The following is a 14,196-nucleotide window of genomic DNA, read 5'->3' as shown; positions in this document are numbered from 1 at the left end:
TTCCCGGATGTCACCGGGCATCCCCCGGTCCGACGGACGCGGCGGGGCCCGGTCCGGCGGCCTACGCCCACCAGTTGCCGGAGTCGCTGTCCGCGCCCTGGGCGTCGTCGGTCATCTGCGCGTTCACGGTGACCTGGTGGAAGGACTGCCACCCCGATCCGCTGAAGATGAAGATCTCCCAGGCCACCGGGCCGCTCGCGCAGGGCACGTCCACGGACGCCGTTCCGAACGAGAACGGCATGACCTGCGTCGCGAACACGCTGAGATGCGCGGCACCGGTCGATCCGGTGCAGGTCACCGTGCCGTTGACCTGGAGCTGGTCGACGGTCACCGCGCTGGCCGAGGTGACGGTGATGTCGGCCTGGGCCGCCCGCGCCGGCGCGGCGACGGCCAGCCCGGCCGTGGTGAGCACAGCGACGGTCAGCACCCCACGACAGGCCCGTTCGATCATGGTCATCATCCCCTCGGGATTCGCGAAACTGGCGGGACAAGGCCGGACCAGCCTAACAAATACATCCATAGGTATGGATTTTCCATGACAAATGTACTGCCCGTCGCGGCGCCGAGGGGGCATTCGAGCGCGCGGCGCGGAGGCACCCGCGAGGGTGCCCGGTCAGCGCGGGACCAGACCGTTCTGGTACGCCCAGACAACGGTCTGCAACCGGTCGCGTACGCCGATCTTGGCCATGGCCCGCCCGAGGTGGGACTTGACCGTGCTGGTCTCGATGAACAACTCACCGGCGATCTCGACGTTCGACAGGCCCTGGGCGAGCAGCCCCACGATCTCCTTCTCCCGCGCGGTGAGCTGGTGGGCCACCGCGGCGTCGGACGGGGACGTCGGCCTGCGCCGCGCGAACTCCGAGATCACCCGATGGGTGACGGCCTGGTCGACGAGCCCGTATCCGTTGGCGAGGCGGCGGACCGCGTCGATGAGGTCGTCGGGCTCGCAGTCCTTGAGGATGAATCCGCTCGCCCCGGACTCGAGCGCGCCGAAGACGTACTCGTCGAGGTCGAAGGTCGTCACCACGAGCACGGCCGGCGGCGCCCCGGCGGCGTCGGCGACGATCTGGCGGGTCGCGGTGAGCCCGTCGCCGCCGGGCATCCGGACGTCCATGCAGATGACGTCCGGGTGCAGCCGGCGGGCCAGCTCGACCGCCGAGGATCCGCTGGACGCCTCCGCCACGACCTCGATGTCCCCCGCCTGCTCCAGGATGACGCGGAAACCGGCCCGCACGACCGCCTGGTCGTCGACGAGCAGCACCGTGATCATGCCGGGTCCTCTCCCTTCGTGGCCGTGGCCGTCGAACCGGCGGGCGCGTCATCGCGTCCCGTCGGCAACGCCACTGTGACAGACCACCCGCCGGTCGGCGTCGGCCCGGCGTCGAACTGCGCACCGATCAGCTGTGCGCGTTCCCGCATGCCGACCAGGCCAACTCCCCCGCCGGTCCGTGCCGCGGGTTCGGGGGCGCGCGTGGCGGGTTCGTTCGACACCCTGAGCGCGACCTCGCGCGGCAGGAAGCGGAGCTCCACGCGCACCGGGGCGCCGGGGGCGTGCTGGCGGGCGTTGGACAGGCACTCCTGCACCATCCGGTACAGCGCGACGTCGGCGATCGGGGACACCTCGCGCCGCGGTCCCTCCCTGACGAACTCGACGGAGGTGCCGAGGTCGCGTGCGGTGCGCACGAGGTCGTCGAGGGTGACCAGTCCCGGCACCGGGGCGTTGTCGTCGTCGTGCCCGGCGCTGTCCCTGTCGACCGACCGCCCCCGGAGCACACCCACGACGAGTCTCAGGTTGTCGAGGGTCTCCTTGCCCTGCCCGCGGATCCACGCGACGCCGGCCTTCGCCGCCGCGGGGTCGCGGTCGATCAGCCGCTCGACCGCCGCCGCCTGCACGACCATGCCGGACAGGTGGTGGGCGGCGACGTCGTGCAGCTCCCGGGCCATCCGGGCGCGCTCCGCGCCGATCGCCGCCCGCACCTTGTCCCGGTGCGCCCGGAGCGCGTCGTCCGCCCGCACCCGCACCAGTTCCAGGTAGCGCCGGTGGGTCGCGACGTAGCTGCCGACGAGGGTCGCTCCCAGGTAGGACAGGGCACCCGAGGCGAGGTGGCCGAGCGCCGTGACGAGGAGGTCGGGGGCCGTCCCGGCGGTGACGGCGATCACCCCCGACGCCTCGGCCACCGTGGCCGCGCCGGCCAGCAGCAGTGCCGTCCTGGCGGGGAACAGGGTGCCGACGGTGTAGGCCGCGACGAGCGGTGCGATGCCACGGACCGTCGCCTCGGACGGGACCGCCGCGGTGACGGCGACCTGAAGGCCGACGACGAGCCCGAGGCAGAGCCGCGGACGTACCCGACGCAGGCACAGCACCAGGGCCTGCACGCAGGCGACGGCGACGAGCACCCGGGCCCGCGCCGGGTCGACGGTGAGCCCCTCGACGGGCGCGACGAACCGGAGGAACGTCGTCAGCATCGCGAACGTCGCCACGGTGACACCGGCCGCCAGCAGGCAGTCCCTCGCGAACCGTCCGGTCACTCCGAGCCTGGTGAGCCGTTCGTCCAACTGCCGGGTCAGTCCCGGCGAGCCGGGGGTGTCGGCGGGCGCTCGGCCAGCACCGGGGTGATCTGCCATGGCGATAACCATCCTTCGTCGGGGATCGGCGCGCGTCGGCGGGTCAGTAGGAGATGTCGGGGGCGAGCAGCATGAACTCGACGGCGAACCACCCCGTACCGGCGAGCGCGAGCAGGATCAGGCCGCTGGCGGCCCTCCGGTGCCAGCCGGCACGGCGGCGGATGTCGTCGACGAACCGGACGGCGGCGGGCAGCACACCGAGCAGACCGATCAGTTGTAACGCCTGCACGGCGCGCAGGGCGGCGCTCGGGACGTCCTGGAGGCCCATGATGCTGACGATGCTCAACCCCCAGCCGACGAGTGCGAGGAGGGCGCCGGCGACGGCGAGGCGGCTCAGGACCCGCGCGGTGCGCCCGGCGGGATCGCGGGGGGCGCGGCCGAGGCGGCGTCGGGCGACCGCGCCGACCGGCCAGGACAGGACGGCGAGGACGAGCACGAGCGCCGACGCGGCGATCACCGGGACGGCGAGGGTGGAGCTGCGGGCGGGCTCGACCGGCAGGAGGGCGAACGCGGACTCGAAGCCGATCGCCTGCACCCTGCCGTCGACCGCCCGCATCGAGAGGATGCGCTGCCCGCCGACCTCCCGCCAGACGTGGGGGGTGATCTCCTCGTACAGGGCGGGAGAGTCCGACAGCGGGCCGGGCTCGAACAGCAGCCGTCCGCCGTCCTGGACGCTCACCGTCGTACGGCCGACCAGGCCGATCGCGGTCAGGAAGGTGCTGCGCATCGCCCGCGAACTCTCGTAGGTGCCGGCGGCCATCGCGGCGTGCTCGGCGGTGGTCGCCGCGTCGACGGCCCGGACCGACAGGGGCCTGGCCGGCGGGAAGTAGCGGTCGGCGAACCCCGACAGGACCGCCTGCCGCAGTTCGTGGCTGTCGATCGCGCCGCGTCCGTTGCTGTTGAGCGAGATGAAGATGCCGGCCCGGTCGTCCGGGTAAATCTGCAGGTGGGAGTGGAAGTACGAGGTGTCGCCGCCGTGGCCGAGGATCCGGTGGCCGTTGCGGTCCTCCTCGAAGAACCCGAGAGTCATCCGGGGGCCGCCGGCGAGGGTGCCGAGCGAGGCCGCGTCGAGCGCCGGCCGATGCATGAGTTCGAGGGTCGCAGGGCTGAGCAGGGCTGCCCCGCCGGCCGGCGCGCCCAGGTGGGCGAGCATGAAGCGGGCCATGTCCGTCGCCGGTGCGCTGAGCGCCCCGGCGGGTGGGACGCCGACGGTCTCGAATGGTACGGCCGGGGCGGAGGCGTCGTCGTATCCGTTGGACAGGCGGTCCCGCAGGTGCGGCGGCAGCGGCTGGGCGAAGGTCGACGACGTCATGCCGGCGCGGCCGAGGACGTTGCGCTCGACGTACTCCTCGAAGCGCGTTCCGCTCACCCGCTCGACGATGTACCCGGCGAGCGCGTTGCCGTAGTTGGAGTAGGCGGGCACGGTGCCCGGCTCGTAGATCTGCTCGGGCGGGTCGGTCGCCAGCGCGTCGCGCAGGTCGGTTCCGGTGCCTGCCAGGTCGATCAGGCCGCCGACCCGCTCCTCGAACCCGGCGGTGTGGGTCAGCAGGTGCCGCAGCGTGACGGCCCGGTCGTAGCTGCGGGGCGGGGTGAAGTCGAGATGGTCGCGGATGTCGGCGTCGAGGTCGAGCTCGCCTTTCTCGACGAGCTGCATGACGGCGGTCGCGGTGACGAGCTTCGACACCGATCCCACCCGGAACAGGTGCCGGTCGGGGTCGACGGGCACGGGGACCGCGCCGTCGTCGGTGCCCGTGTCGGCGTGGCCGTATCCCCGGGCGGTGAGGAGCTTTCCGTCGCGGACGACGGCGACCGTGGCTCCGGCGATGCCGGTCCGTTGGAGTGCGGCCGGGAGCAGGCCGTCGAGCCAGGCGTTGACGTCCCTGCCGTTCAGGGCGGCCGGGTCGGTCGCCGCGCCCGGGGCGGCCGGGGTGCCGACGGGCGGGGCCGGGGTGGTCGGCGACGTGCCGGCGCCGCAGCCCGCGACCGCCGTCGCGGCGACAGCGAACAGCGTCGCCAGGAACGCCGCGCGGCGCAGGGGGCGGGACCCGGACCGGGGTGGGCGGGGTCGTGAGGTGAGCCGTTCGGGGGCGTCTGCGTCGAACATGGTCGTCTGCTGCCTTCCGAGGCTTTCGGGTGTCCGGAGGAGGTCCGTTCGGCGTCACTCGAATGCCCTTGACACAGCCTGCTGGAGCAGCGCCGCCGCGCCATCTGGCGCAGGGACGCAATCGGTTTGCGACCTGAGTGGGAGACGGTGGCGCCACGAGCCGGCCGCGAGGCGAAAACCTCGACCGCTCGGCGCTCCACTTCGGTCCACTGTGTACGGTGGCGGTCTAATTCCCGCTCGGCCGGCGACCTTCTGGGCGGTCGCCGGGCCGCACCGGTCGCTGCCGCGCCGGATGGTCGGCCGGCTGAGCAGCCGAACCCCCATCGGAGGAACTGCGAATCATGTACGACGCGATAGTGGTCGGCGCCCGCTGTGCGGGCGCCTCCACCGCCCTGCTGCTCGCCAGGCAAGGGCACCGGGTGCTCGTGGTGGACCGGTCGGCGTTCCCCAGTGACGTCATCTCGACACACTTCCTGTGGCCGCACGGGATGTCCTACCTCAACCGCTGGGGCCTGTTGGACCAGGTCACCGAGGTCACCCCCACGCACACGACCATCGACATCGTCAACGACGGCATCCGACTGACCGGATCGGTGCCGACGGACCTGCTGCGCGAGTACTTCCGGGACCTGCACGGCGACGACTCGGGCGTGGTGCAGAGCTACGCCTCCGTCCGCCGCCGGGTGCTGGACGAGATCCTCGTCGAGGCCGCGGCCAAGGCCGGTGCCGAGGTCCGCACCAACTCCACCGTACGGGAGCTGATCGTCGAAGACGGCCGGGTCGTCGGCGTCCGGGGGCGAGCGGCCGACGGCCAGGTGTTCGAGGAGCGGGCCCGGATCGTGGTCGGTGCCGACGGCCGGAACTCGTTCGTCGCGCGCGCCCTCGATCTGCCCAAGTACGACGAGCGGCCCCGGTGCACGTTCGCCTACTGGAGCTACTGGTCCGGGTTCGATCTCGGATCCGGGCAGATCCACCGGCGTGGCCGACTCGGCTGCGCGGTGGTGCCGACCAACTTCGCGCAGAACATGGTCCTGGTCTGGGGGCCGAGCGAGTGGTCCCGGGAGTTCCGCACCGACGTGCCGGGCAACATGCAGCGGGCGCTGGACTTCGTCAGCCCCGAGCTGGGCGATGTGGTCCGCACCAAGGGGACGCGGGAGGAGCGGATCTACGGCACCCTGGACCAGTCGGCCTTCCTCCGGCCGCTGCACGGGCCCGGCTGGGTGCTCGTCGGCGACGCCGAGTCGGCGAAGGACCAGTGCACCGCGATCGGCATGACCCACGCCTTCCGCGACGCGGAACTGGTCAGTGCCGCCCTGGACCGGTGGCTGACCGGGGAGGTGTCGATCGACGAGTCGATGGCCGCGTACGAGGGCCGCCGCCGCAGCCAGAACGCCGCCGCCTACTACGACTATGTGTGCACGTTCGCGGAGATGCAGCCGTACCGGCACGACGAGCTGCAGCTGTTCCTCGCGTTGCGCGGCAACCAGGAGGAGACCGACCGGTTCATCGCCACGCACGCCGACGTCGCGCCGGTTTCGGAGTTCTTCCAGGCGTCCAACCTCTTCCTGCTCAACGACGCCGCGAAGGAGTCCTCGGCCGACTACGCGGTCTTCGACGACTTCGCCGCGACGTCCCGCATGTACCAGCAGAACCTCTTCGCCTGATGCCGCACCAGGGAGCCGACACCGTGATCACCACCGACCTGCACCAGCGTGACGACGGCGAGCTGATCGAGGTCGTCCTGCACGCGGCCCGGCGCGGCGACGTCGAGGCCATGGCGCGTACGGCGGCCGAGGTCTCCGAGATGACCCGCAACTGGGCCGCCCACATCCCGTGGGACGACTTCGCGACCCTCGACCGGTCCGGGGCCGACGGCGAACTCGCCCAGATCGTCGCGGACCTGACGGAGATGTGGGAGCCCGCCCACCTGCGCAACCCCGTCGACCCGGACGAGGAGTACGCGCTGGACAAGAACGCCTACGACTTCTACCGCCCCGCCGGCCGGAACCTGCTCGCCCGCACCGAGGACTTCTACGGCTGGGTGCAGGCCCGCCGTCGTACGGAGACCTGGCAGTACTCCCGGGTGCTGGAGGCGGCCCCGGACAGCATCGCCGAGATCACCAACGACCTGGGCCGGCGGACCCGGGGCATCAACTTCAACTCGCAGGACTACCTGTCGTTCAACACCCACCCGGCGATCCGGGAGGCGGCGGCCCGCGCGATGCGCGACTACGGTCCGCACAGCGCCGGCTCGCCGATGGTGCTCGGCAACACCCGGATCTCCGACGACCTCGAGGCGGCCCTCGGCGACCTGGTGCGGCTCGATCACGTGACGCTTTTCCCGACCGGGTGGGCGGCGGGCTTCGGCGCGGTGGTCGGTCTGGTCCGGCAGTCCGACCACGTGCTGATCGACCGGCTCGCGCACTCCTGCCTTCAGCAGGGCGCCCGGGCGGCGACCCGCAACGTGGTGCGCTACGAGCACCTCAACGTCGAGGCGGTCCGCCAGCACCTGGTCGACATCCGGTCGCACGACACCCGCAACGGCATCCTGGTGGTCACCGACGGTCTCTTCTCGGTGGACGCCGACTGGCCGGACCTGGTGACCCTCCAGCGGGTCTGCCGGGAGCACGACGCCACCCTGCTGGTCGACGTCGCGCACGACCTCGGCTCGATGGGGCCGGGCGGCACTGGTGTGCTGGGGACGCAGAACCTGCTCGGCGAGGTCGACATCGTCATGGGCGCGTTCTCGAAGACGTTCTGCTCCAACGGCGGTTTCGTGGCCTCCCGCTCGCCGGCCCTGAAGCAGTACATCAAGATGTTCGGCGGCTCGCACTTCTTCTCCAACGCGCTCTCCCCGGTGCAGACCGCGGTGGTCCGGGAGGCCACGCGGATCATCCGGTCCCCCGAGGGGGACGCGCTTCGCGCCCGGCTGTTCACCGCGATCCATGCGCTCCGCGACGAGCTGACCAACCGGGGCCTGACCTGCATGGGGGAGCCTTCGCCGATCGTCCCGCTGCTGATCGGCAACGAGAAGCTCGCCCGAACCGCGAACCGGCTGCTCTTCGACCGGGGGGTCCTCGCGTTCATGGTGGAGTTCCCGGTCACGCCGACCGGCTCGTCCCGGTTCCGGCTCCAGGTGCAGGCCGGTCACGGGCCCGAGGAGGCCCGGGAGGCGGCCCGCATCATCGAGGGCGCGATCGCGGACTCCCGGGCGTACCTGTCCAGCGCGTTCGGCAGCGCCCCCCGGTAGTCCGTCGGGCGGGGCACCGGGGCGGAGGCTGCCCCGGTGCCCCGCCCGGCCTCGTGGCAGCTCACCGGCGGCCACCACCGACATCGGTGACGGGGCGACGGCCGGGAGTTGACAAGGTCACGCCGGTCGGGCCGGCGGCCGGCCACCACCCGTGAGCTGGGTACGCTGAATCACCAGCCTGACCAGCATCAGGGCGAGTTGGGACAGCAGGAGCGAAGGAAGGGAGCTGTCATGGACAGCAGTGCCCCGGTCGTGGTGGGCGTCGACGGTTCCGCCATCGCGCTGGACGCGGTCCGCACCGCTGCTCGGGAGGCGGCCGGCCGCCAACGCCCCTTGCGGATCGTCCACGCGTTCATCTGGCCGCTGATGCGCGTCACGGTCGATCCGGCGCCCGGCGCCCCGGCCGGTGCCGGGCTGCGCAACCAGGCCGAGCGGTACGTCGCCGAGGCGGTGACCGAAGCTGGCAGGATCGCCCCGGAGGTGGAGGTCACCGGCGCGGTGGTCGACGGTTCGCCGGCTCCGGTGCTCCTCGCCGAGTCGCGCGACGCTTCGTTGCTGGTGCTGGGCAGCCGCGGCCTGGGCGGCTTCGCCGGGCTGCTGATCGGCTCGGCCACTGTGCAGTTGTCCGCCCGCTCGGCGTGCCCCGTGCTCGTGGTGCGCGGCGAGTCGCGCGCCGACGGCCCGGTGGTGGTTGGCGTGGACGGCTCCGAATTGTCCACCGAGGCGGTCGAGTTCGCGTTCGATGAGGCAGCCCGCCGGGGTGTCCCGCTGGTGGCGGTGCACGCCTGGCTCTACCCGGCGCCGCTCGGCCCGGGTGACATCCTGCCGCTGGTGTACGACCTGGAGGCGCTCGCCGCGGAGAAGGAACGCGCTCTCGCCGAGTCCGTCGCCGGCTTCGCGGCGCGGTACCCGGACGTGCCGGTCCAGCAGCGGCTGACGCGGGGCTCACCGGCCGGGGTGCTGGTGGAGGAGTCGAAGACGGCCCAACTGGTGGTTGTCGGAGCCCGCGGCCGAGGCGCGCTCGCCGGCCTGCTGCTCGGCTCGGTCAGCCACGCCGTGCTCCAGCACGCGCACTCTCCCGTGGCCATCCTCCACCACCGGGGCGCCACCGCCGGGAGCTGACACGCCTGGCCCGACGCCGCCTCGATCCAGCAGCAGCGCCGGCGACCACGAACGTTCGGAGCGGGCCCGAGCCGACGAACGGTCGGGTCACCGCGGTGGCCGATGCCCGCCCACAGCAGTCTTGATCTTTGCGGGGTGCGGAGGGATATGGCCGGGAATAATGGGACAATGGCTGAATCAGCGACGCAGGCGCACGCCTGGTACGCCGTTCCCGCCGAGCACGTCGTCCGGGACCTGGGAGCGGACCCGGCGACCGGCCTGTCGTCGGAGGAGGCGGCCCGCCGGTTGGAGCGCCACGGTCCGAACCGGCTGACCGAAGCGGCGCGGGAGTCGCGGTTGCGCGCGTTCCTGCGGCAGTTCCAGGATGCGTTGATCCTGATTCTGCTCGTCTCGGCGCTGGTCAGCCTGATCGTGAGTCGGGAATGGGAGACACCGGCTGCGATCGCCGTGGTGGTGCTGTTCAACGCGACGATCGGCTTCGTTCAGGAGTCGCGGGCGGAGGCGTCGCTGGAGGCGTTGCGGCGGATGCTGGTCACGACCGCGACGGTTCGCCGGGACGGGCGGCTGGTGCGGCTGGACGCCGCGCAGTTGGTGCCCGGGGATGTGATCGCGGTGGAGGCGGGCGCCCGGGTGCCCGCCGACAGCCGGTTGCTGACGTCGGCCTCGCTGGAGGTGCAGGAGTCGTCGCTGACGGGCGAGGCGCAGGCGGTGGCGAAGGCGGCGGACGCGGAGATCGACGAGCAGGCTCCGTTGGGGGACCGGGCGACCGCGCTGTTCATGAACACCATGGTCACCCGGGGCCGGGGGGCGGCCGTGGTCACCGCGACCGGGATGGCGACGGAGACCGGCCGCATCGCCGGCATGTTGCAACAGGCGAAGCCGGGACCGACGCCGTTGCAGCGCCAGATCGACACGCTCGGGCGAACCCTGGCCCTCGTCGCCGGCGCGGTCATCGTGATCGTGTTCGTGCTGGGCCTGGTGCGCGGGCAGGAATTCGGGGACCTGTTCATCAGCGCGGTATCGCTGGCGGTGGCCGCCATCCCGGAAGGGCTGCCCGCGGTGGTGGCGTTCACGCTGGCCATGGGCACCGGCCGGCTGGCCAGACGCGGCGCCATCGTCAAGCGGCTGGCGTCGGTGGAGACGCTGGGAAGCACCTCGCAGATCTGCACCGACAAGACCGGCACGTTGACCCTCAACCAGATGACGGCCCGGGAGATACTGCTGGCGGGTCGGCGGTTCACCGTCTCCGGGGAGGGTTACCGCACCGACGGACGGATCCGCACCACCGACGGTTCGCCGCTGCCCGGGACACTCGACGAGGCGTTGATCGCCATGGCGCTGTGCAACGACGCCGTGCTGCGTGACGGCGACCTGGTCGGCGACCCCACCGAGGGCGCCATGGTGGTGCTCGCCGAGAAGGGCGGCATCGACGTGGCCGGCCTGCGCCGTGAGCGCCCCCGGCTACTGGAGATTCCGTTCGACGCCGACTACAAGTTCATGGCGACGTTCCACCGATGGACCGACGAGCACGGCCGCGAGACGATCCGGTCCTTCGTCAAGGGCGCCCCGGACGTGCTGGCGGCCCGTGCCGACCGCCACCTCGGCGGTGCGGAGATCCTGCCCTTCGACGACGCAGCCCGGGCCCACTACGACCAGGCCAACGCGATGCTCGCCGAGCAGGGCATGCGGGTGCTGGCGGTCGGCGCGCAGGACTTTCCGGCGGATGGGTTCACACCCACCGATGACCCCAAGGACATGCTCGATCGGGTGGTCCTGGTCGCGCTGGTGGGAATCGTGGATCCGCCCCGGCCCGAGGCGCGACAGGCCATCGCCGAGTGCCAGGCCGCCGGCATCCGCGTCCGGATGATCACCGGGGACCACGTCGTCACGGCCGGCTCGATCGCCGCCGAGCTGGGCATCCCGGGGACGGCGGTGAGCGGCACCGACCTCGATCGGATCGAGGACGACGCCGAGCTTGCCCGCCGACTCGACGACATCGGGGTGATCGCTCGCGTCTCCCCCGAACACAAGATCCGCATCGTTCGGACGTTGCAGGCCCGCGGTGACGTGGTGGCGATGACCGGCGACGGGGTCAACGACGCCCCCGCGCTGCGCAGGGCGGACATCGGCATCGCGATGGGCCGCACCGGGACCGAGGTCACCAACGAGGCCGCGACGATGGTCCTCACCGATGACAACTTCGCCACCATCGTCCGCGCCGTCCGCGAGGGCCGCGGCATCTACGACAACATCGTCAACTTCACGCGCTTCCAGGTGTCGACCGCGTTCGGCTTCGTGCTGACGTTCCTGGTCGCGTCGCTGACCGGCATCGCCGGCGGTACGCCGTTCACCGCCCTGCAGATCCTCTTCGTCAACCTCGTCATGGACGGCCCACCGGCGATGTCCATCGGCGTCGACCCGATCAGTCAGGACGCGATGAGCCGGCCACCACGGCCCGCCGGCGAGCGTATCCTCACCCGGCACCGGCTCGGGCGGATCCTGCTGGCCAGTGCGGTGATGGCCGCCGGAACCCTCGCGGTTCTGGTGCTGGCGCCCGGCCCCGAACCCGCGCCGGGGCTGGCCACCGTCGCCGGCACCATGGCCTTCGTCACCTTCGTGTTCTTCCAGGTGTTCAACCTGCTCAACGTCCGGCACTTCAGCCGCAGTGTCTTCGCCCGCGAGACACTGCGGAACCCGTCGGCGTTCGTCGCCGTCGCGGTCGTCGTCGGGCTGGTGGTCCTGGTCGTCGAGATGGATCCCCTGCGCCGTTTCTTCGACACCGTCGACCTCACCTCCGGCCAGTGGCTGGCGTGCGTGGCGGCGGGCTCCACCATCCTGATCTCCGGTGAACTCGGCAAGGCCTGGACACGCGCCAGGCTGCGCCGCCGGGGCGCGGCCTGGGGTCCCTGATCAACTTGACCTGGCGGAGGCGGAGGCGGAGGGCTGACACCCACACCCACCGGAATCGCCGAGAAGGTCCTCGGACGTCCTGGCACAGACTTCGCTTCAGGGTGCGAGATGGTGGCCTGTGTCGTCGGTCGGTAGGTGGTCCGGACGGTGGCGGGCGAAGGCGTCGACCTTGCCCCAGCGGCCGGGGATGTCCAGCAGTGCGATCCGTCTGAAACTGGGTGGCAGCGCGGGGTTCACGGCGAGATGGTCCTCGTGGGGGTCGATGCCGAGCATGGTCCGGATGAGCAGCAGAGAGGCCCCGCTGGACCATGCCTGGGGGCTGCCGGCGGTCGGGTAGCGGACCGGGTATCGGGTGGTGTCGCGGGCGAAGCCGCCGAAGGCTTCGGGAAGCCGACCTTGGAAGTAGGCGGCGGCGTCGATGATGCCCTCGGCGATGCGGCCGGCCTCGGCGGCGAATCCGTAGCGGCGCAGACCCCAGGCGATGAACGAGTTGTCGAACGGCCACACGGTGCCGTTGTGGTATCCGAGTGGGTTGTAGCGGCGTTGCCCCTCGGCCAGGGTGCGTACTCCCCAGCCGGAGAACAGCGCCGGGCTCATCAGGTGCTCGACGACCTGCCCGGCCCTCTCCGGCGGGACGATGCCGCTCCACAGCAGGTGTCCGATGTTGGAGGACAGGCTGTCGACGGGGGTGCCGTCGTGGTCGAGTGCGAGGGCGTAGTAGCCGCGGTCGTCGATCCAGAAGTCCCGGTTGAAGCGGTCCTTGAGCGCCGCCGCCTCGCGTTCCAGCCGGTCGGCCAGGGCTGGGTCGCCCCAGAACGTACGGGCCAGCCGCGCCCCACGGATCTTGGCGTCGTAGGCGTAGCCCTGCACCTCGCAGGTGGCCCTGGGGAAACCCGGCAGTCTGCCGTCGGCGTAGGAGATGCTGTCCCAGGAGTCCTTCCAGCACTGGTTCTCCAGGCCGGTGGCCCGGTTGCGTCGTTCGTACGAGACGTAGCCGGTGGATGTCAGATCCGCGTACTGGTCGATCCACGCCAGGGCCGCTCGGGCCTCCTGCTCCAGCTCGATCACCAGCGCCGCGTCGCCGCTCCACCGTTCGTACTCGTCGAGCAGCACCACGAACAGCGGCGAGGCGTCCACGGTGCCGTAGTACGGCGAGTGCGGCTGTTCCTCGAACGCGGCCGACTCGCCGTAGCGCAACTCGTGCAGGATCCGGCCGGGGTCCTCCTCCAGGACGTCGTCGGTCCGGGCGCCCTGCAGTGAGGCGAGGATCCGCAGTGTCGGCGGGGTCAGCGACGGTGTGACGGGCAGGGTCTGCAAGCAGGTGAGCAGGCTGTCCCGGCCGAACAGGGTCATGAACCAGGGCAGCCCGGCCGCGGGGACGGTCGCGCCACCGAGCGAGAGCGGAGCGAAGCGCAGCGCCGCCAGGTCCACCAGGCTGCGCTGGTACACCTGCTGCAGCGCGGTGTTCTCGGTGTCCAGTTGCGGGGCCGCCGCGACCCACGCGCGCACGCTCTCCGGCAGGGTGGACTCGTCCGGGCGCAGGGTCCGTACCGCGGAGCGGAGGTCGACGCCGTCCGGACGCAGCGCCCGCATGACCACCCGCAGCTGCGTCGACCACTGCTGCCCGGACCGCACCCGAGGCCTGAACCGGAGACCGCGCGGATCGAAGGTGGTCGGCTCACTCGCCGACACGGACACCTCCCGCTGGAACGTGCCGCGCCGATAGCCCAGACGCAACTCGTCCGGACCGATGTGGGTGTAGTAACTGCCAGCCTTGTCGCGGATGTCGAACTTGATGTCGAAGATGTCGGCGAAGTCGGCCGCCACCTCCAACCGCACGTCGAGGTCGACGTCCTGCTCGCCGTAGTTGAACACCGTCAGCGACTCGGTCAGATCCGGCCCGATCCGCCGCCGCCGGATCGCCGACACGTCAGCCTCCACGTAGTCGACCCGCCCGCCCGGCACCACGAAGAACGCCACCTCGTAGTACTGGCTGTCATCCACCGACAGCGCGGTCAACCGCTCGCCGTTGACAGTGAGCACCCACCGGGACAGGAAACGGGTGTCGGCGGCGAACAACCCGACCGGGGTGGCGGGCGAGGCGTCCACATCACCGCTGGCGTCCGACACGATGAAGGTGCTTCCGTCGATGCACGAAACGGTGCCCGGAGTGTCCTCCATAGGG

9 protein-coding genes are annotated in these 14,196 nt (G+C 71.6%); 4 read left to right on the top strand and 5 right to left on the bottom strand.

All coding sequences use genetic code 11. The features are described 5' to 3' along the window. Positions 1-61: 61 nt before the first annotated feature. From ACQPZO_RS13395 to ACQPZO_RS13380, 4 genes are all read right to left on the bottom strand, one after another. Positions 62-451, bottom strand: coding sequence for a hypothetical protein (locus ACQPZO_RS13395; RefSeq protein ID WP_433350209.1), 390 nt, complete (start codon positions 449-451; stop codon positions 62-64). 162 nt (positions 452-613) lie between these two features. Beyond that, positions 614-1,270, bottom strand: coding sequence for a response regulator (locus ACQPZO_RS13390; RefSeq protein WP_433350207.1), 657 nt, complete (start codon positions 1,268-1,270; stop codon positions 614-616). Continuing rightward, positions 1,267-2,625: a sensor histidine kinase gene (locus ACQPZO_RS13385; RefSeq protein ID WP_433350205.1), complete on the bottom strand. Its 1,359-nt coding sequence runs from the start codon at positions 2,623-2,625 to the stop codon at positions 1,267-1,269. Before ACQPZO_RS13385 ends, ACQPZO_RS13390 begins: the two co-directional genes overlap by 4 nt. Before the next feature lie 43 nt (positions 2,626-2,668). Continuing rightward, positions 2,669-4,729: a serine hydrolase domain-containing protein gene (locus ACQPZO_RS13380; RefSeq protein ID WP_433350203.1), complete on the bottom strand. Its 2,061-nt coding sequence runs from the start codon at positions 4,727-4,729 to the stop codon at positions 2,669-2,671. 341 nt (positions 4,730-5,070) lie between these two features. Between ACQPZO_RS13380 and ACQPZO_RS13375 the strand changes: the two genes are divergently transcribed. The 4 genes from ACQPZO_RS13375 (at position 5,071) to ACQPZO_RS13360 (ending at position 12,011) form a co-directional block, all read left to right on the top strand. Beyond that, positions 5,071-6,393, top strand: a complete 1,323-nt coding sequence (locus ACQPZO_RS13375) for an NAD(P)/FAD-dependent oxidoreductase (RefSeq protein ID WP_433350202.1) — start codon at positions 5,071-5,073, stop codon at positions 6,391-6,393. A 23-nt stretch (positions 6,394-6,416) separates the two neighbouring features. Beyond that, complete coding sequence (locus ACQPZO_RS13370; RefSeq protein ID WP_433350200.1) at positions 6,417-7,979, top strand: aminotransferase class I/II-fold pyridoxal phosphate-dependent enzyme; 1,563 nt, start codon at positions 6,417-6,419, stop codon at positions 7,977-7,979. Positions 7,980-8,210: 231 nt separating this feature from the next. Then, complete coding sequence (locus ACQPZO_RS13365) at positions 8,211-9,101, top strand: universal stress protein (protein WP_433350198.1); 891 nt, start codon at positions 8,211-8,213, stop codon at positions 9,099-9,101. A 102-nt stretch (positions 9,102-9,203) separates the two neighbouring features. Then, the gene (locus ACQPZO_RS13360; protein WP_433350196.1) at positions 9,204-12,011 is read left to right on the top strand and encodes a cation-translocating P-type ATPase; all 2,808 of its coding nucleotides are present in this window, start codon (positions 9,204-9,206) and stop codon (positions 12,009-12,011) included. Positions 12,012-12,107: 96 nt separating this feature from the next. Here ACQPZO_RS13360 and ACQPZO_RS13355 read toward each other — a convergent pair whose 3' ends face one another. After that, entirely contained in the window at positions 12,108-14,192 is a 2,085-nt protein-coding gene (locus ACQPZO_RS13355; protein ID WP_433350194.1) for an amylo-alpha-1,6-glucosidase, read from the bottom strand. Positions 14,193-14,196: the final 4 nt, after the last annotated feature.

Source organism: Micromonospora sp. CA-111912 (assembly GCF_050948415.1).
Taxonomy (GTDB): Bacteria; Actinomycetota; Actinomycetes; order Mycobacteriales; family Micromonosporaceae; genus Micromonospora.
Note: the sequence above shows the minus strand (reverse complement) of the source record. Positions and strands in the feature narration are given on the sequence as shown.